Genomic DNA, 16914 nt, shown 5'->3' with positions numbered 1-16914 from the left:
TTCCGCCGTCCTTGCCTTAGCAGGCCCGGCCTGGGCCGCCCAGGCAAGCAGCCACGCAGCGGGCATGGGCGGCTCGGCGGAGGGCGTTTTCGTCGCCGAGATCATGCTTCTGCTTCTGGTCGGTCGTGGCCTCGGCGAAATCTTCCAGCGCTACGGCCAGCCGGCGATCATGGGCCAGCTGATCGGCGGCATCCTGCTGGGGCCTTCGCTGTTCGGCTGGCTCTGGCCCGGCGCGCAGCAGCTGATCTTCTCGAGCGACCCCGCGCAGAAGAGCATGATCGAGGCGGTCTCGCAGCTCGGCGTCCTGCTGCTTCTGCTGCTCACCGGCATGGAGACGGACCTGCGCCTGGTGCGCCGGGTGGGCGCGGCGTGTTTTTCGATCTCGGTCACCGGCGTCGTCGTGCCCTTTGCCTGCGGTTTCGCGCTGGCGCAGTTCCTGCCCGGCACGCTGCTGCCCGACCCCAGCGAGCGCGTCGTCGCCGGGCTTTTCCTTGGCACGGCCCTGTCGATCTCCTCGGTCAAGATCGTCGCCATGGTGGTGCGCGAGATGAACTTCATGCGCCGCAATCTCGGCCAGGTCATCATCTCCTCGGCCATCATCGAGGACACGATCGGCTGGCTGATCATCGCCGTCACCTTCGGCATCGCCACCAACGGCAGCCTTCAAATCGTGCCGCTGGTGGTGACCGTGGCCGAAGTGGCGCTGTTCATGGTGTTCTCCTTCACCATCGGCCGCCGGCTGGTGTTCACGCTGATCCGCTGGAGCAACGACTCCTTCCGCAGCGAATACGCCGTCATATCGGTCATCCTGATCATCATGGGCGTGATGGCGCTGATCACCAATCTGATCGGCGTCCACACCGTGCTCGGCGCCTTCGTCGCCGGCATATTGGTCGGCGAGTCCCCGATCCTGTCCAGCCACATCGAGAGCCAGCTGCGCGGCGTCATCACGGCGCTCTTCATGCCGATCTTCTTCGGCATGGCCGGGCTTTCGGCCGACCTCACCGTGCTCGCCGACCCGACGCTGGCGCTGCTGACGCTGGCGCTGGTGCTCATCGCCAGCATCGGCAAGTTCGGCGGCGCCTTCATCGGCGGCCGCTTCGCCGGCATGACGCTGAAGGAGGCGACCGCCGTCGGCAGCGCCATGAACGCGCGCGGCTCGACCGAGGTCATCGTCGCCTCGATCGGCCTGTCGATGAACATCCTGTCCCACAATCTGTTCACCATGATCGTCACCATGGCTGTCATCACCACGCTCGCCATGCCGCCCATGCTGCGCTGGGCGCTCGGCCGGCTGCCCGTCGAAGACGCCGAGAAGCAGCGCGTCGACCGCGAGCTGCTCGACGAGCGCGGCTTCGTCTCCAAGCTGGAACGGCTGCTGCTGCTGGTCGACGACAGCCCGGTCGGCAAGTTCACCGCCTATCTCGCGGGCCTGGTCGGCGGCGGCAGCGGCATGCCGACCACGCTTCTCCACCTCAAGGACGGCAGGCTTGCCGGCCCGGCCCGCGACAAGGGCCCGGAGCGTGCCTTGAAGGAGGTCAAGAAGGGCGCCGCCAGAAGCGCCAAAGCGGTCAGCAAGGCCGAGGACACGCCGGTCGAGAAGGTGCATCTCACCGCCCGCAGCGAACGCGAAGCGACCGCACGGACGATCGCCGAGGAGGCGCGCAAGGGCTATGGCCTGCTGCTGGTCGGGCTCGAGGCCATGCTGACCGAGAAGGGATCGTTCACCGAGGCGCTCAACGACATGACCAGCGGCTTCGACGGTCCGCTCTGCCTGGTGCTGAACGGTGCCGGCGCCGGGGGCAAGATGCCGGTGCTGCGCGCGGGCACCACCATCCTGGTGCCCGTCAACGGCACGGAAGTGTCGCGCCGCGCCGCCGATTTCGCCCTGGCGCTGGCAAGGCCGCACCGGGCGCGGGTCAAGGTGCTCTATGTCTCGCAGGCGCGCAAAGGCGCCCGGCAAGGCACCGTTTCGCACCGCCGCGAGGAGGCGGTGCTCAAGGACGTCGTCGATCTCGCCGACCGCTACGGCGTTGCCGTCGATACCGCCATCCGCGCCCGCGCCACCCCCGACAAGGCGATCGCCAGGGAAGTGGCCAAGGGGGCGGCGATGGTGGTGATGGGCGTCACGCAGCGGCCGGGCGAGGAACTGTTCTTCGGCGACACCGCCATGGCGGTGCTGGCCGCCGTCCCCTGCCCGGTCGTGCTCGTGGCAAGCGACCGCATCCGCGCCGAAGCAAGGCCCGAAGCCGCGGCCGAAACCGGTGCCTGATGGCCGAGCCTATAGGCCGAAGAACTGCCTGCCGATCACATAGCCCAGCGCCACCACGGCCAGCGGAAACAAGGCCGGCGCGACCTTGCCGAGGGCCGAGCCTTGCGGCTCCTTTGGCGGCACATAGCGTGCATTGCCGAGATTCTTGGTCATTGCGTACCCCCGCGCGAACCAGTTCATTAGCAGATGCTTATTAACAGCACGGCCGAATTAACGGTTCGCGAAGAAATTCGCTCGAAAGCCGGCCATTTGAGTGGAGAGCTGGCGAATGCGGCTTGGCTCAGCCTCGATCTCGGAACCGGGTTTGCCTGGGGCCTCGCGCAGCGCCGCGGCTTCGGCCGTCGCGGCGGAGCGCTATGTCCGGCAAACCGCCATGACGAAGAACTCGCGGTAGCAGAAATCCGGATCGTCGAGCAGGCGATCCGGCCGCTGCTTCAGGTCCTGCCAGTAGGCCTGGTCGGCATCAGGCAGGGCATAGCTCGGCGCGACGCTTGCAAAATAGGCCAGCAGGTCGGCAACATAGTCGCGCGTGAAGCGAGGCGCGGGCGCCCAGCGCTCGACCAGCCAGCCCTTGCGGCTGACGACCTCCAGGCCAGCCTGGCGCAGGCGCGCCGGAAGGGTCGAACCGCAATCGGTGCCGAGCACGCCCCGCTCGCGAAATCCCTGGAGCCTGGCTGCCATGAAGCGCGCCAGCAGCGCCCGGTCCATGGGCAGGATCTGCAAGATGGTCGAATCGAAATCCTTGACCGCCAAGATGCCGCCCGGCTTCAGCACGCGCCTGGCCTCGCCGACGGCAAGCTCGAACTCGGCCGGCGTCAGATACTGCATGACATTGCCGGACCAGACGCAATCGAACGATGCGTCGGCGAAGGGCAGCGACAGGATGCTGCCGACATGCGTGGCCATTTCCGGCGGCTCGGACAGCGTGCCCGCGAGCGCCTCGACCCGGGCGATGTTTTCGGGCGCGAGGTCGAGCGCGGCGATGAAGCCGGAGGGGCCGACGGCGCTCGCGATGAGCGGCAGGAAGCCGCCGCTGCCGCAACCGGCATCGAGCACGCGCCAGCCCGGGCGGATGCCGGCATCGAGCAAGGCCGCCTCATATTCGGGGCGCGACGATTCGAAATGAAGGTCGAGCCAACCGGCCTCGCTCGCCTCGTGACCGGTGGACGTTTGGTTCCTGGCAGACAAATGATTTCCCCCCCGATGGGCGCGGTACGGATAGAAGCGCACCGAGCGGCGGCACGCAATGGCTGCGAATTTGGGTGGAACCAGCGCCGGTCATTGCCTCGTCAGTTGAAGGCTGGATGGACAGGATGCGCCTCGTTCTGGTCGTTAGCTGATTTCGTACGTTGCCGAAAGCAGACATTGTTTGGGGGCTTTGGGAAGCAATGCGGAACATCGATTGACGGAGCCATCGCATGATCGAAATCCGCCGACTGTAATGCAACGCTCACCAAAGCGGCATGCAAATCAACGCGCCGTCTGCCGCTTTGGCATGCCAGCCGCAAGCTTGTGCATAACCATAAACTGTTGCTCACAGAACAAAAGGCAGGCAAACCTATCGTAAACAAATGTTGGGGGAATCACATGGTCTTCGATCTTTGGAATTTTCTTAGCGGTTTGGTTGCTGGCGCGATAGGTGGCTCTCTGCTCACGTTCCACTTCACGAAGAATGTCCGCGCAGATCGACACGGCACCGCAACCGATCAATCGGGCGCGCGTGCGGGTGGAGACATCGTGGGTCGCGACAAGCACTAGCCCACGGTACGAAATCACCCATGGAAATCGCGACACAAGACGGCACGATTGCCAACCAACAAGGCGCTAAAGCAGGCGGCAACATCGCTGGTCGCGACTACTACAACCAGGAACCCAAAAAGGGTCTGGTTGAAAAGCTGCTTCTCAAGCTGAAGGAGCAGTACGACTGCAGCGAACAGACCCAATCCACGATGGATGAACTCGCGCGATATCACACGCGCCGCACCACCGATGGAATCGACGGCCTGGAAGCCAAACTCAAAGCGAGCGGCCGTCTCGGCTACTACGACGAGGCGATCGAGAAAAAAGAGATGTTCGCGAAGCTTCTCGAGCGATGGTCTCTCTACTCATCAGCACAGCAGATTTTCGTTCATATACTTGCTAGGGCTGAAAACGAATTCACGCACGTCATATATGGTCAGATACAGACTAAGACTCCTGAGGAAATAAACGCGCTCGTGATGGACCGCATTGTGAATCCTATTGTGGAAGAATGTGGTGGCGATCTTATGTCCGTGAATCATAATATTGTTCAGGGCATGATTTATTGGCTGGCGGAGCAATGCTTCATCAAGTGGCATGAGAGCGCGGTCGCGGCATGACCCAGCTCACCTACAACGAAGCGTTCGATCCATATCACGCGGTCTTCAGGTTTCTGAGACTTCATCTCGCTTGCGACATCGGCGCCAGGCTGCCGTTCGACACTTTGCGCATTCTCGACTTCTACCTTCTCTTCCCTTTTCGGCTTCAGGCGATGAAGCTCTTTGCAAGCGATACAGGTTGGAGAAAAGTCAGCAAGTCATACGAAGATCGCGCGCCCTACGGCGCGATGCCGGAGGACAGCACCATCTTTGCGAGAATGGAGCCCTTCCAAAGGGCGGCAGCCGCGAGCCTTGCGCATAGCGGCCACCTCGCGCCCGAGGCATGGGATAACAATGAAGTACAGTTCACGCCTGAGATGCTGCCGCCGGCTGTTGCCGAGCGCTGCTCGGCGGTGAACGCTCAGATGACGGATATCATCGACATCCTGTGTCAGATCAGAGCGCGCTATCCTCTCGGGGGGCGTGACGGCCTGAAAGATCGGACCGGGCTTTTGGAATACCGATATGATTCGGTATGATCCCTGCCTCATCATCAAGCGTCTCGTCGTAAAGCGCGGAACTGCGGTTCTTTACGATGAAGCTTTCCATTGCGGCGTCAACGTTATCCGAGGCGATAACTCCTCGGGCAAATCGACTATCATGAACTTCCTGTTTTTTGGGCTTGGCGGCGACCTCGACCGCTCGGCCTGGAGCGAGCATGCGCTTTTGTGCGAGCACGTATGGCTGGAGGCAGAATTCAATGGCAATCCTGCGGTGCTTCGTCGGCAGATTGATGTCTCATCTCAATCTGCCATGGAAATATTCGGAGGCCGCTACGAGCAATCCGTTTCAGCGCCGATTGAGGCTTGGAAGCGATACCCGTACGCTCGCTCCAAAAGCCAAGAGAGCTTCTCCCAGGCGATCTTCCGGCTCCTCGACATGCCCGACGTGGCAGTTGAAGGCACGTCCAGCATTACGATCCATCAGATTCTCCGACTTCTATACGCTGATCAGCTATCACCGACCGAGAGCCTTTTTAGATTTGAAGGCTACGATCCGGAAAACCTTCGCGAAGCTGTTGGCAACCTGCTGTGCGGCGCGTTCGACACGGAAATCTATGAGCTACAGCAACTGAAACGCACGAAGGAGCGCGAATTCACAGAGGCATCCGCCGAGCTCAAAAGCATATTCCGCGTCATTGGTGGCGGCGATGAAAGCATGACGCTCGATTGGATCGAGCAGCGCCGAAAGACGCTGGTCGATGAGCGAGAATCCCTCTCCACTCGGCTCTTGGTCGCTGAAGAAGCCTTCTACTCCAGCCAGTCATCCGAAAAAATCACGATGCAGGCTCAGAAAGAGCTCTACAAACAGGTCCAAAAGCTTCAGTTGGATATTCGGCAAAATCAAGCTGAAGTGGATTCCCTAGAATTTGAGCTTTCGGACTCGGCTGCCTTCATAAGGACCCTAAATTCCAGACTTGAAGCATTGCGCGATGCCGACTTGGCTACGGAGGTCGTAGGCACGGCCCGGTTTGGGATTTGTCCGGCGTGCTACGCCGAAGTCGTCGATCACGAACACACGGTCTCGGCTTGCCATCTTTGCAAGACGCCGCTCGACACCGAACGCGCGAGAGAGCGGATCGTCGGAATCATCAATGAGCTTTCGATACAGGTCAGACAGTCCGAGCGGTTGCAGGAGATCAGAGCTGACCGGCTAAAAGCTTTCCAAGCCCAACTGAGCGCCCTACAGGGAACATGGCGGATGAAAGCCAAAGAGCTCGCCGATCTCAGCTCGGTTCCAACGTCGAAAGCTCGCGAGGAAATTCGCGATCTTCAGCGCCGCCTCGGCTACATCGATAAATCGATCGAAGACATTGAAGGACAGGTGAAGCTGGCTAATAAGATCGGCGACTTAGCTGCCAAGAAAGCTCAGTTGGATCAGGATATTCAATCACTGGGAATCCGCATAAGCGGTCTTCAGTTGAGCCAAACCGATCGCTTGCGGACGGCCAAGGCGAGTATCGAAAAGAACATCATCGAAATTTTGCGCGGCGATTTGAAGCGCCAGGATTCATTTGAGAACCCGGAGCACGTTCAATTTTCTTTCGCCAAGAACACCATCACAGTCGATGAACACACATATTTCTCGGCCAGCTCGCGTGTCGTTTTGAAAGCCGCCTTTCTGGTCGGCTTTCTCGAGGCGGCTTTACAGGATCGGAAGTTCCGCCATCCCCGCTTCTTGATGATCGATATCACCGAGGATAAGGGTATCGAGCAAGCGAGAAGCCACAACTTCCAGAAGCAGGTTATCGAGATTTCTGACCGAGCCCAAGTCGAGCACCAAGTCATCCTTGCAACCGCAATGCCATGGCCCGGAATCAGGCCGGAGCTGTTCGTCGGTAGACATTCGACCCGCCAACAAGGCACGCTTGGCTTTCTTCCACGCAAGGTCGATAGCACCGAGCAAGCGTAGGAGGTTCTCATGGCGAAAGCGCAACCAATCGAAATCGCAGGGGAAAAATTCGAGAAGAAGCGCGACGCCTTGGACTATATGAAAGCGATGCTCAATCGCTATCGTCCAGGGTCTTCTGTCAGCGCAACCGACGCGGCGTTCCTTGCTGAAGCTTTGAAGCGTCACCCGGAGGCGCGCACGAAAATCGGAGCAGGTGTCCGCGGCTTCGAGGTGCGATCGGCCGACTACGGCACCCAATGTTTTTGGATATTGCGGACCGACGAAACGGAAGAGCGTTTCTCATACAAGATCTGCGTTTAGGATGCGCGCTGACTTTCATTCTTTGCTCGCAATGGGAGATTTGAATTGAGTCAGATCTCACCTTTCAGCCCCAGACCGGAACTTATCGCACCGGGCAAGACCAACAAAGATTGGATAAATTTTGCGAGGCAGCTTGTTCCTGGGGGCAACGCGCAGCTTTGGGCGGAAGCATTTGACAGTTTCCTTCTGGCCAGACTGCGCAGCCGATATCTGAAGCCAATCGGTATGATACGCGAAAAAGGCGCGTGGGAAGGTGAAGGCTTCACTATAGCCTCGATCCAATGTGCGCTGATTGAATTCCTCGCTGCCACGCGCGCAGGCAAAAATTATCGGCACAGGAATCCGCAACCACCCTATGAGTACAGCGGTAGCCGCGACCTCTTCGTCAGGTTCCTTTTCCAAACAGCGCCGTTCGACAAACTCTTTTCAGAGGCTGATGCCGGCGACTATTACAGCAATGTGCGTTGCGCCCTTCTACACGAAGCCAGAACAAAAGATGGCTGGATTATCTGGGTCAACGGGCCGGTCCCGGTCGATTGCCAAAAGAAGGTCGTCTATCGCGATGGCTTTCAGTCTCTTATCGAGAGCTACATCGACGACTATGGCCTGGAGCTTACAAAAGACGTGGCTCTTCAAGAGGCGTTTCTCCAAAAGTTCAATGATCTAGCTGCTTAGATGGCGTCCTGCGTTGCTGTTCATCGAGTTCTATCGCCCGAAACGCTCGACTAATCTTAGTAGAATCGGATTTGTCGACGCGGATGACTGGGTGCGCGAGGCGCCGCCGAGTAACCCAATCGGCAGGCGTTAATGCCATATATCTGTTTCCGCTCGTCCTGGGACGATTGTTTGTCGCTGAACAAATGGAATGTTCTCGGCAGAGACACAGGGCGCCGAACGACAAATGTAAGGTCGGCTGCCAAGCGGCAGCTATCTGCGTGACCGCCGCCAAGACCTGACCGTCCCCTCTCGGCCCCTATCAAAGACGTCTTCACCCTCGATGCTAAGAGATCGCGGCGAGGCGCCTCCCCCTCACCCCCCAGCCAACCTCGGCAACAAAAAAATCTCCGCCCCCTGCGGCAGCTTCTTCCCCCACGTATCCCGGTAAATCACCCCGTCGATCGCCACCGCGATCCCCCGGTCGATCAACGGCTCCAGGCCGGGATACTGTTCAGCCAGTTTCCTGAACAGTTCCCTTATGTCCTTGGCCTCGACCTCGACCTTGCTCTGGCCTCCGGCGGTCGCGGCAAGCGCCCCCCAGAGCGTCACTTGGACCATCAGCCTTCCCGTTCCGCCTCGATCGCCGCCAGGATGCGCGGAGGCGACATCGGGATGTGGGTCATGCGCACGCCGGCCGCGTTCGACACGGCGTTGGCGATTGCTGCCAGCGGCGGTACGATCGAGGTTTCGCCGACGCCGCGCACGCCATAGGGGTGGTTGGGGTTGGGGATTTCCAGGATCTGCGTGTCGATCATCGGCAGGTCGGAGCAGACCGGGATGCGGTAGTCGAGGAAGCCGGCGTTCTGCAGCCGCCCGTCCTTGCCGTAAATATACTCCTCGTTGAGCGCCCAGCCGATGCCTTGCGCGGCACCGCCCTGGTACTGGCCCTCGACATAGGTCGGGTGCACCGCCTTGCCGGCATCCTGCACCACCGTATAGCGGATCACCCTGGTCGAGCCGGTGTCGGGGTCGACCTCGATGTCGCATATATGGGTGGCGAAGGAGACGCCGGCGCCGTCGGCGACGAGCTCGCTATGGCCGGCGATCGGCCCGCCGGTCTTGCCGGATTGCGCCGCGATCTCCTTCAGCGACAGTTTGCCGAGATTGCCGTGCTTCTCGCCCTTGGCCACCGCATGGCCCTGCTCCCAGACCACGTCGTCGACGGAAATGTCCCACATCTGCGCGGCGCGCTCGCGCAGCACCTTGATGGCGTTGCGGGCGGCCGAGATGGTCGCCATGGAGGAGGAGAAGGTGCCGCGGCTGCCGTCGGTCATGTCGTTGTAGCCGAGGCTGGACGTGTCGGCGACGACGGCCTTGACCTGCGAATAATCGATGCCGAGCTCCTCCGCCGCCACCAGCGATAGCGACGCGCGGGAACCGCCGACATCCACCGTGCCGACGGCAAGCGAGACCGAGCCGTCCATGCCGATGTTGAGGTCGGTACAGGTCTGGCCGCCGAAATTGAACCAGAAGCCGCAGGCCATGCCCCTGCCCTGGTTCTTACCAAGCGGCGCCTTCATGTGGGCATGGTTCTTCACCGCCTCCAGCGTCGGGCCGATGCCGATGGGGCCATAGACCGGGCCGTAGGACGATCGCGTGCCTTCCTGCGCCGCGTTCCTGATGCGGAAGTCGACCGGGTCCATGCCGATCTCCTTGGCGAGCTCGTCGACGGCGCTTTCCACCGCGAAGGCCGCCATCGGCGCCGACGGCGCGCGGTAGGCCGCGGTCTTCGGCCGGTTGACCAGCACTTCGAAGCCGACGGTCTTGACGTTCTCCAGCCTGTAGCAGGCAAACGCCGTCATGGCGCCGATCTCGGCCCAGGTGCCGGCATAGGGGCCGCAGGTGTAACGCAGCGTCGCCTCGGCGGCGGTGATGGTGCCGTCCTTGCGGGCGCCGATCTTGACGTCGATGGAGGTGGCGCTGGTCGGACCCGAGGCGCGGAACACCTCGTCGCGGGTCATCACCAGCTTCACCGGGCGGCCGGCCTTGCGCGACAGAGCGAGCGCCACCGGCTCGGCCCATACATGGGTCTTGCCGCCGAAGCCGCCGCCGATCTCCGAGGAGGTGACGCGCAGCTTCGAGGCTTCCATGCCCAGCAGTTGCGCGCAATGCTGGCGGTAGACGAAATGCCCTTGAGTGCAGACCCAGAGGTCCGCCGTGCCGTCTGAGCTGACATTGGCCACGCAGGCATGCGGCTCGATATAGCCCTGGTGCGTCTGCTCGGTCTTGAAGGAGCGCTCGACGATGAAGTCGGCCTGCCCAAAACCCTGGTGGACGTCGCCATGGCCGAACTGGCTGCGCTTGGTGACGTTGGAGGGCTTGACCGGCTTTTCCTCCAGCCCCTCGGTGAAAACGGTCTCGTTGATCAGCGGGGCGTGGTGCTGCATCGCCTCGTCGACATCGGTGACATGCGGCAGCACCTCGTAGTCGACCTCGATCAGCTTCAACGCCTGCCTGGCGGTGCGGGCGTCGATCGCGGCGACAGCGGCCACCGCATGGCCGTCATAGAGCGCCTTGGTGCGCGCCATGCAATTGTCGAGGATGTCGTACATGGCGGCATCGCCGTCGGTGAGGTCGGGCAGGTCGGCGGCGGTGATCACCGCCTTCACGCCGGCGAGCTTTTCCGCCTTCGAAGTGTCGATCTTCCTGATTTTGGCGTGCGCGTGCGGGCTGCGCAGCACGCGCCCGACCAGCTGGCCGGCCATGTTGAAGTCGGCGCCGTAGCGGGCGCGGCCGGTCACCTTGTCGACGCCGTCGGGACGGATGGGACGCGTGCCGACCGAAGCGAAATTGCGATTGGAAAAACGCGGATCGAAATTCATCGTCAGGCTCCCTTCATCACGCTTGCCGCGTCCTGGACGGCGCGCACGATCTTGTCATAGCCGGTGCAGCGGCACAGATTCCCGGCCAGCCCGAAGCGGATCTCCTCCTCGGTCGGGTCGGGATTCTTGGCCAAAAGGTCCTTCGCCGCGATCAGGAAGCCCGGCGTGCAAACGCCGCATTGCAGCGCGGCGTGCTCCAGGAACTTCTGCTGCAGCGGATGCAACTGGTCGCCATGCGCCATGCCCTCGACGGTCTCCACGCGGCGCCCTTGCGCCTCCGCGCCCAGCACCAGGCACGAGCACACCAGCCGGTCGTCGAGGATGATGCTGCAGGCGCCGCAGTCGCCGGTGCCGCAGCCTTCCTTGGCGCCGGTCAGCCCGAGCCGGTCGCGCAGCACGTCGAGCAGTGTCTCGTCGGGCTGGCAGAGATACTCGACGCTGTCGCCGTTGATCGTGGTTGAAACTGCTACACCGGCCATCACTTGCCTCCTGCACGCTTGTAGGCTGACGTGGCGGCCCGCCTGGCCAGCACGCCCGCGACTTTCCGTCTGAACTCGATCGTGCCCCGCTTGTCGTCGATGGGCCGGCAGGCCCCGGAGCAGACCTTGGCGAGCCGCTCGAGCGCGGCTTCGTCCAGCGTCCTGCCGATGAGGGCCTCGGCGGCCTCCTGCACCAGAAGCACCGTGGGCGCGGCGGCGCCCAGCGCCACGCGGGCCGCCTTGACGACACCTTGCTCGTCGAGCGTCAGGTTCACGCCGGCGCTGACCACCGCGATATCCATCTCGGTGCGGGGAATGAACCTGAGATACGCGTCGCCCGAGCGCTCCGCTTGGCTGTCGAGCAGGATCGCCTCGATGATCTCACCCTTGGCGAGCGACGTCTTGCCCGGTCCGGTCGGCACCGCCTCCACCGCAATGGTGCGCCGGCCCGCGGGCCCGACGATCACCGCCCTGGCGCCGGCCGCCACCAGCGCCGGCACGCTGTCGGCCGCCGGCGAGGCGTTGCACAGATTGCCAACGATGGTGCAGCGTCCCTGCACCTGCTTCGAGCCGATCAGCTTGGCCGCCTCGACGACGCCGGGCCAGGCCTTCTTCAGGGCCGCGTTCTCTCCCAGCACCGCGCAGGGCACCGCCGCACCGATGCTGAAGCCGTCGGCCGTTTCCCTGATTTCGCTCAAGGCCGCGATCGCCTTGATGTCGACGATCAGTTCGGGTTCGATGAAGCCGCCCTTCATCCTCACCAGCAGGTCGCTGCCTCCGGCGAGAATGGCCGCCGTTCCGGCTGATCCGGCCAAGTGGCCAACGGCATCTTCGATTGAAAGTGGACGTATGTAGCGCATCGTCTCCCCTTGGTCACAGCGATCTCAGCGACCGTTATAAACAGTCTCCTCATAATGGCTATCCGGTTCGTCATTTTCGACGATTGGGCCAGCCGCCGCAAAATCGAGTCCCAACCCAGGCTGAACTGGCGTAAGCCAGTCGCGCAGGCCGCGGCCGAGGCTCTGAAAAAATTCCAGGAGCCGGTGTCGGACTGGCCGGGCCCCGCTCGTCCTTGGGGCATCGAACAGGCATTATGAAAGGATATGATATGCCCGGCACCGTACGTTTGCACCGTGTTCTCACCACCAGCCCGGAAAAAGTCTATCGCGCCTTCGTCGAGGCCGACGCGCTGGCGAAGTGGCTGCCGCCGAACGGCTTCACCTGCACGGTTCATCACTTCGAGGGCAAGGTGGGCGGCACGTTCAAGATGTCGTTCCGCAACTTCACCACCGGCGACAGCCATGCCTTCGGCGGCGAGTATCTCGAACTCGTTCCCGGTGAGCGCCTGCGCTACACCGACAGGTTCGACGATCCCAATCTGCCGGGCGAGATCCAGGTGACCGTAACCCTGAAAAAAGTATCTGTCGGCACCGAGATCGACATCACCCAGGCCGGCATTCCCGACGTCATCCCGGTCGAGGCCTGCTATCTCGGCTGGCAGGAGTCGCTGCGGAACCTGGCAAAGCTCGTCGAGCCCGAGATAAATCAATAGGCCAGACGGTGGCGGTTTCAGCCATTTGCCGCTAGCTATCCTTCCGACGCGCCCGGTCGATCGGGCGCGTCGTGAGCGATACAGCGGAGGCCAAAATCATGACTCTCACCAACCGGGACATCGTCGAGCTGAGCGAATGGCGGCGCAAGTTGCACCAGCAGCCGGAAATCTCGAACGAGGAGGAAAAGACGGCAAAAGCCGTCGTCGACTTCCTCGCCGATACCAATCCCGACAAGGTGCTGACCGGATTGGGCGGGCATGGTGTCGCGGCCGTCTACGACAGCGGCAAAAACGGACCAACCGTCCTGTTTCGTTCGGAACTCGACGCGCTGCCGATCGAAGAACTGTCCGGCGTGCCGCATGCCTCGCGCGTGCCAGGCAAGTCGCATATGTGCGGCCATGACGGACACACCGCGATCCTGGCGGCGCTCGGACGCCAGCTCGGGCGCGAGCGGCCCGCCAGCGGTCGCATCGTGCTGATGTTCCAGCCGGCGGAAGAAACCGGCAATGGGGCCGCCGGGGTCGTCGCCGACCCCCGTTTCGGCGAGATCGCGCCCGATTTCGCCTTTTCGCTGCACAATCTGCCCGGCGTGCCGTTCGGCGAGGTGCGGCTCAAGCCCGGCGTGGTCAACTGTGCCTCGCGCGGCATGCGCATCGTGCTGGAGGGCAAGACCGCGCATTCCTCCATGCCCGAGACCGGAATTTCGCCGATGCCGGCGATCAGCGCGTTGATGCCTGCCCTGCCCGCGCTCGGGCGCGGAACTTTCGCCGACGACGATTTCGGCATGGTCACCGTCACCCACGCCGAGATGGGCGAGGCCGTGTTCGGCATCGCGCCCGCCCATGCCGAGGTCTGGGCGACGCTGCGCACCAGGCGCGACGAGCGCATGGCGGATCTGTGCGCCGCCGCGGAAGCGCTGGTCACGAAGATCGCGGGCCAGCATCGCCTGTCCGCAAGCTGGGACTACCACGAGATCTTCGTCGCCAGCGTCAACGCGCCGGACGCGGTGGAGCATCTGCAACGCGCCCTCGACGAAGAGGGCGTCGCGCACACGCAAGAAGCCCTGCCGATGCGCGCCTCGGAGGATTTCGGCCTGTTCGGCCACAGCGCGACGTCGGCCATGTTCTTCCTCGGCGCCGGTGAGCGCCACCCTGCCCTGCACAATCCCGACTATGATTTCCCCGACGATTTGATCCCGATCGGGTCGAAGATCTTCATGCGCACGGCGCGCAATTTGCTGGGCTGAGGCAGGCCGGATGGCCGATCGGGGCGAGCCGGCACGCCACGCCCGGGCTGTGGTGGCATGGCTCGCTAAACGTCGAGAACAACCGTCATTCCACGGACCTCGGCCATATCGAGCAGCAGGTCCTGCAGGCGGTCCTCGGTCACCGTCTCGCCGGTTCGCTCCAGCAATTCGTCAATGCTTTCCTTCATTGAAAGGGCGGCAACCCCGGTTTTTTCGGAGAGCAGCCGCCCAATAGCAGCGCGGATTAGGGCATTCTGGTCAGGCATGATCCCCCTTTCATGCTGGGGTGGCGGCATGAGTTTTCTTCAATGCATGCTTCCGCCGCAACTTCTGCGAGGTTCAGCTTACGCTTGCAAGTCGTTTTGAGGGACTGATATTTACTATTTGGCGAATAGTTGCCCACGGACTACACCAGAGGCGCAACTCCTCGTTGCCGGATCCGGACCTCGCCGCTCCAGAAGGCACCTGACGCGCCGTCTCTATTAGAGGTTGCATCGGTCAGCCGCTTTTTGCCAACCAGGATATGCAACCGCGGCACCGCGCCTGACCCGCGCCAGGACCACCGTCAATCGCGATTGGCCCTTGCCGAAGCCGGCGGCCTCGCTCATCCATGCCTGGAAACGACCGCCAGGGCTAGAAGATGACCGATGCCAGCTTTCACATCGTCGAAGCGACGATCGAACAGTTGCGGAGCGCGCTTGAGGAGGGCCTTGTCACCAGCGTCGAACTTGTCGGTGCTTATCTCAGGCGCATCGCGCATTTCGACCGGCACGGCATCAGCCTCAATGCGGTGCCGGTTCTCAATCCTGATATGTTCGAGGAAGCCGCGGCTTCGGACCGGCGCCGCAGTCAGGACAAGACGCTCGGCCCGCTCGACGGCATTCCCTACACCGCCAAGGACAGCTACAAGGTGTCTGGCTTGACTGTTGCCGCCGGCTCTCCGGCCTTCGAGCATCTTATCGCCAACGAGGACGCCTTCACCGTCGCCCGGCTGCGTGCCGGCGGCGCGGTGCTGATCGGCCTCACCAACATGCCGCCCATGGCCAATGGCGGCATGCAGCGCGGCGTCTATGGCCGCGCCGAAAGCCCTTACAATGCCGATTACCTGACCGCCGCCTTCGCGTCCGGCTCCTCGAACGGCTCTGGCACCGCGACGGCGGCGAGCTTCTGCGCCTTCGGGCTTGGCGAGGAAACCTGGTCGTCCGGCCGCGCGCCGGCCACCAACAACGCGCTGGTCGCCTACACGCCGTCGCGCGGTGTCATTTCGGTGCGCGGCAACTGGCCCCTGGTGCCGACCATGGATGTCGTCGTGCCGCACACGCGCAGCGTGCCCGACATGCTCGAATTGCTGGATGTGATCGTCGCCGACGATCCCGAGACGCGGGGCGATTTCTGGCGCGCGCAGCCCTGGATCGCGCTGCCGAAGAGTTCCGAAATCCGACCGCCGCGCTATACCGATCTGGCGCTAGCGGGGTCGCTGAAAGGCATGCGGCTTGGCGTACCCAGAATGTATATCGGCCGCGACAGCGGCGCCGACCGGCCGATCGAAACCCGCGCCTCCGTGCTTGATCTCTGGGAGCAAGCGGCGGCGGACCTGACACGGCTTGGAGCCGAGGTGATGGAGGTCGATTTTCCTGTCGTCTCCAACTACGAGCGCGATCGCCCCGGCGCGCGCGCCATGGTCGACCGCGCTCTGGTGCCGCCGGACTTCGCCGATCGCGAGATCTGGGACCTCTGCATCTCAGCCTGGGATGATTTTTTGCGCGCGAACGATGATCTGAACATTCCCGATCTCGTTTCGGTCGACGGCCCGAAAATCTTTCCGCAGCCACCGGGCACGCTGCCCGACCGTTATGAAGGCGGTTTCGACTTGGCACAGTATGTCGAGCGCGCGAAATCAGGCGTCACGCCGTTCCGGGCCATTCCGACGATGGAGGACGGGCTGAAAGGGCTGGAAGCGACGCGGCGGCTCGATTTCGAGGACTGGCTGGACGCGAACAGGCTTGATGCCGTCGTGCTGCCTGCCGTCGCCGATGTCGGGCCCGCCGATGCCGACATCACTGAGGCCTCCGCGGCGCTTGCCTGGCGCAACGGCACCTGGGTCGCCAACGGCAATCTGGTGTGGCGGCATTTCGGCATCCCGACCGTTACCGTGCCGATGGGCACCATGGCCGACATCGGCATGCCGGTCGGCCTGACCTTCGCCGGCAAGGCCTATGACGATGAAAGGCTGTTGCGCATAGCCGGCGATTACGAGCGCTCCACGCGGCGCCGCACACGCCCGCCGCGCACGCCCGAACTGGCCGATGACGTGTTTTCGCGCCGGCCCACTCAAGCCGGCAATGGCGAGGCGCCCGCGCTCGCAATCAAGCTTGCGGCCGAGACGCGCGACAGCGGCGATCAGGACGAGATCGTCATCACGCTCGACCTCCCCGTCGACGCAACCGAGACGGAGCACGCTTGCATCAAGGTGCATGTCAACGGAGAGGCCGTAGCGATGCGGCGAGCCGGCGCGCGTTTGACCGGCCGGGCGTTTGTCCCGGCCGCGGAGCATCAACGGATCCACAGCGTCTGGCGCGGCCCCTACGGCTCGATCGTCACGGCGGTGATGCGGCTGCGGGATGGACGCAGCGCGGGCGCCTATGTGGTCACCGGCGGGATTGAATGACGATGAGCCCACGCGGGCCAATTTCGCGCCGGGCTATGTGAACCTG

At 62.8% G+C, this 16914-nt stretch carries 17 protein-coding genes; 9 read left to right on the top strand and 8 right to left on the bottom strand.

Annotated features, from left to right (window positions below; genetic code table 11):
- Window positions 1-64: 64 nt before the first annotated feature.
- Window positions 65-2272, top strand: coding sequence for a cation:proton antiporter (locus FJ973_RS14150; RefSeq protein ID WP_246675881.1), 2208 nt, complete (start codon window positions 65-67; stop codon window positions 2270-2272).
- A gap of 9 nt (window positions 2273-2281) precedes the next feature.
- Here the strand turns inward: FJ973_RS14150 and FJ973_RS30910 are convergent, their stop codons facing one another.
- The 3 genes from FJ973_RS30910 to FJ973_RS30905 form a co-directional block, all read right to left on the bottom strand.
- Window positions 2282-2425, bottom strand: coding sequence for a hypothetical protein (locus tag FJ973_RS30910; protein WP_181170906.1), 144 nt, complete (start codon window positions 2423-2425; stop codon window positions 2282-2284).
- A gap of 201 nt (window positions 2426-2626) precedes the next feature.
- Window positions 2627-3460, bottom strand: coding sequence for a methyltransferase domain-containing protein (locus tag FJ973_RS14145; protein WP_246675880.1), 834 nt, complete (start codon window positions 3458-3460; stop codon window positions 2627-2629).
- A 282-nt stretch (window positions 3461-3742) separates the two neighbouring features.
- A complete protein-coding gene (locus tag FJ973_RS30905; RefSeq protein ID WP_181170905.1) occupies window positions 3743-4027 on the bottom strand; it encodes a hypothetical protein in 285 nt (94 codons plus the stop codon).
- Window positions 4028-4050: 23 nt separating this feature from the next.
- Here FJ973_RS30905 and FJ973_RS14140 point away from each other — a divergent pair, with 23 nt between their 5' ends.
- Genes FJ973_RS14140 through FJ973_RS14120 form a run of 5 tightly spaced genes read left to right on the top strand, consistent with a single transcriptional unit; the run spans window position 4051 to window position 8058 of the window.
- The gene (locus FJ973_RS14140) at window positions 4051-4632 is read left to right on the top strand and encodes an ABC-three component system protein (protein ID WP_140556309.1); all 582 of its coding nucleotides are present in this window, start codon (window positions 4051-4053) and stop codon (window positions 4630-4632) included.
- A complete protein-coding gene (locus FJ973_RS14135; RefSeq protein ID WP_140556307.1) occupies window positions 4629-5150 on the top strand; it encodes an ABC-three component system middle component 5 in 522 nt (173 codons plus the stop codon). Before FJ973_RS14140 ends, FJ973_RS14135 begins: the two co-directional genes overlap by 4 nt.
- A complete protein-coding gene (locus tag FJ973_RS14130) occupies window positions 5137-7083 on the top strand; it encodes an ATP-binding protein (protein ID WP_140556306.1) in 1947 nt (648 codons plus the stop codon). The genes FJ973_RS14135 and FJ973_RS14130 overlap by 14 nt, the downstream gene beginning before the upstream one ends.
- 9 nt (window positions 7084-7092) lie before the next feature.
- Window positions 7093-7383: a DCL family protein gene (locus FJ973_RS14125; protein WP_140556304.1), complete on the top strand. Its 291-nt coding sequence runs from the start codon at window positions 7093-7095 to the stop codon at window positions 7381-7383.
- 45 nt (window positions 7384-7428) lie between these two features.
- Complete coding sequence (locus tag FJ973_RS14120; RefSeq protein ID WP_140556302.1) at window positions 7429-8058, top strand: hypothetical protein; 630 nt, start codon at window positions 7429-7431, stop codon at window positions 8056-8058.
- A gap of 354 nt (window positions 8059-8412) precedes the next feature.
- On the opposite strand, the gene FJ973_RS14115 is transcribed toward FJ973_RS14120, so the two are convergent.
- From FJ973_RS14115 to FJ973_RS14100, 4 genes are read right to left on the bottom strand one after another with little or no spacing between them, the layout of a single operon-like run.
- Window positions 8413-8658, bottom strand: a complete 246-nt coding sequence (locus FJ973_RS14115) for a MoaD/ThiS family protein (RefSeq protein ID WP_140556300.1) — start codon at window positions 8656-8658, stop codon at window positions 8413-8415.
- Window positions 8658-10922, bottom strand: coding sequence for a xanthine dehydrogenase family protein molybdopterin-binding subunit (locus FJ973_RS14110; protein ID WP_140556298.1), 2265 nt, complete (start codon window positions 10920-10922; stop codon window positions 8658-8660). The genes FJ973_RS14115 and FJ973_RS14110 overlap by 1 nt, the downstream gene beginning before the upstream one ends.
- A gap of 2 nt (window positions 10923-10924) precedes the next feature.
- Complete coding sequence (locus FJ973_RS14105) at window positions 10925-11401, bottom strand: (2Fe-2S)-binding protein (RefSeq protein WP_140556297.1); 477 nt, start codon at window positions 11399-11401, stop codon at window positions 10925-10927.
- Entirely contained in the window at window positions 11401-12261 is an 861-nt protein-coding gene (locus tag FJ973_RS14100) for a xanthine dehydrogenase family protein subunit M (protein WP_140556295.1), read from the bottom strand. The genes FJ973_RS14105 and FJ973_RS14100 overlap by 1 nt, the downstream gene beginning before the upstream one ends.
- 248 nt (window positions 12262-12509) lie before the next feature.
- Here FJ973_RS14100 and FJ973_RS14095 point away from each other — a divergent pair, with 248 nt between their 5' ends.
- Together FJ973_RS14095 and FJ973_RS14090 are read left to right on the top strand one after the other, a co-directional pair.
- Window positions 12510-12953, top strand: a complete 444-nt coding sequence (locus FJ973_RS14095; RefSeq protein WP_140499234.1) for an SRPBCC family protein — start codon at window positions 12510-12512, stop codon at window positions 12951-12953.
- Window positions 12954-13051: 98 nt separating this feature from the next.
- Complete coding sequence (locus FJ973_RS14090; protein ID WP_140556294.1) at window positions 13052-14200, top strand: amidohydrolase; 1149 nt, start codon at window positions 13052-13054, stop codon at window positions 14198-14200.
- Between the two features lie 65 nt (window positions 14201-14265).
- On the opposite strand, the gene FJ973_RS14085 is transcribed toward FJ973_RS14090, so the two are convergent.
- On the bottom strand, window positions 14266-14466 hold the full coding sequence (locus tag FJ973_RS14085; protein WP_140556292.1) for a hypothetical protein: 201 nt from the start codon (window positions 14464-14466) through the stop codon (window positions 14266-14268).
- Window positions 14467-14840: 374 nt separating this feature from the next.
- On the opposite strand from FJ973_RS14085, the gene FJ973_RS14080 reads away from it, so the two are divergent.
- A complete protein-coding gene (locus tag FJ973_RS14080; protein WP_140556286.1) occupies window positions 14841-16868 on the top strand; it encodes an amidase in 2028 nt (675 codons plus the stop codon).
- Window positions 16869-16914: the final 46 nt, after the last annotated feature.

Source organism: Mesorhizobium sp. B2-1-3, assembly GCF_006442495.1.
Lineage (GTDB): Bacteria > Pseudomonadota > Alphaproteobacteria > Rhizobiales > Rhizobiaceae > Mesorhizobium.
This window is presented reverse-complemented; position numbering and strand designations above follow the sequence as displayed.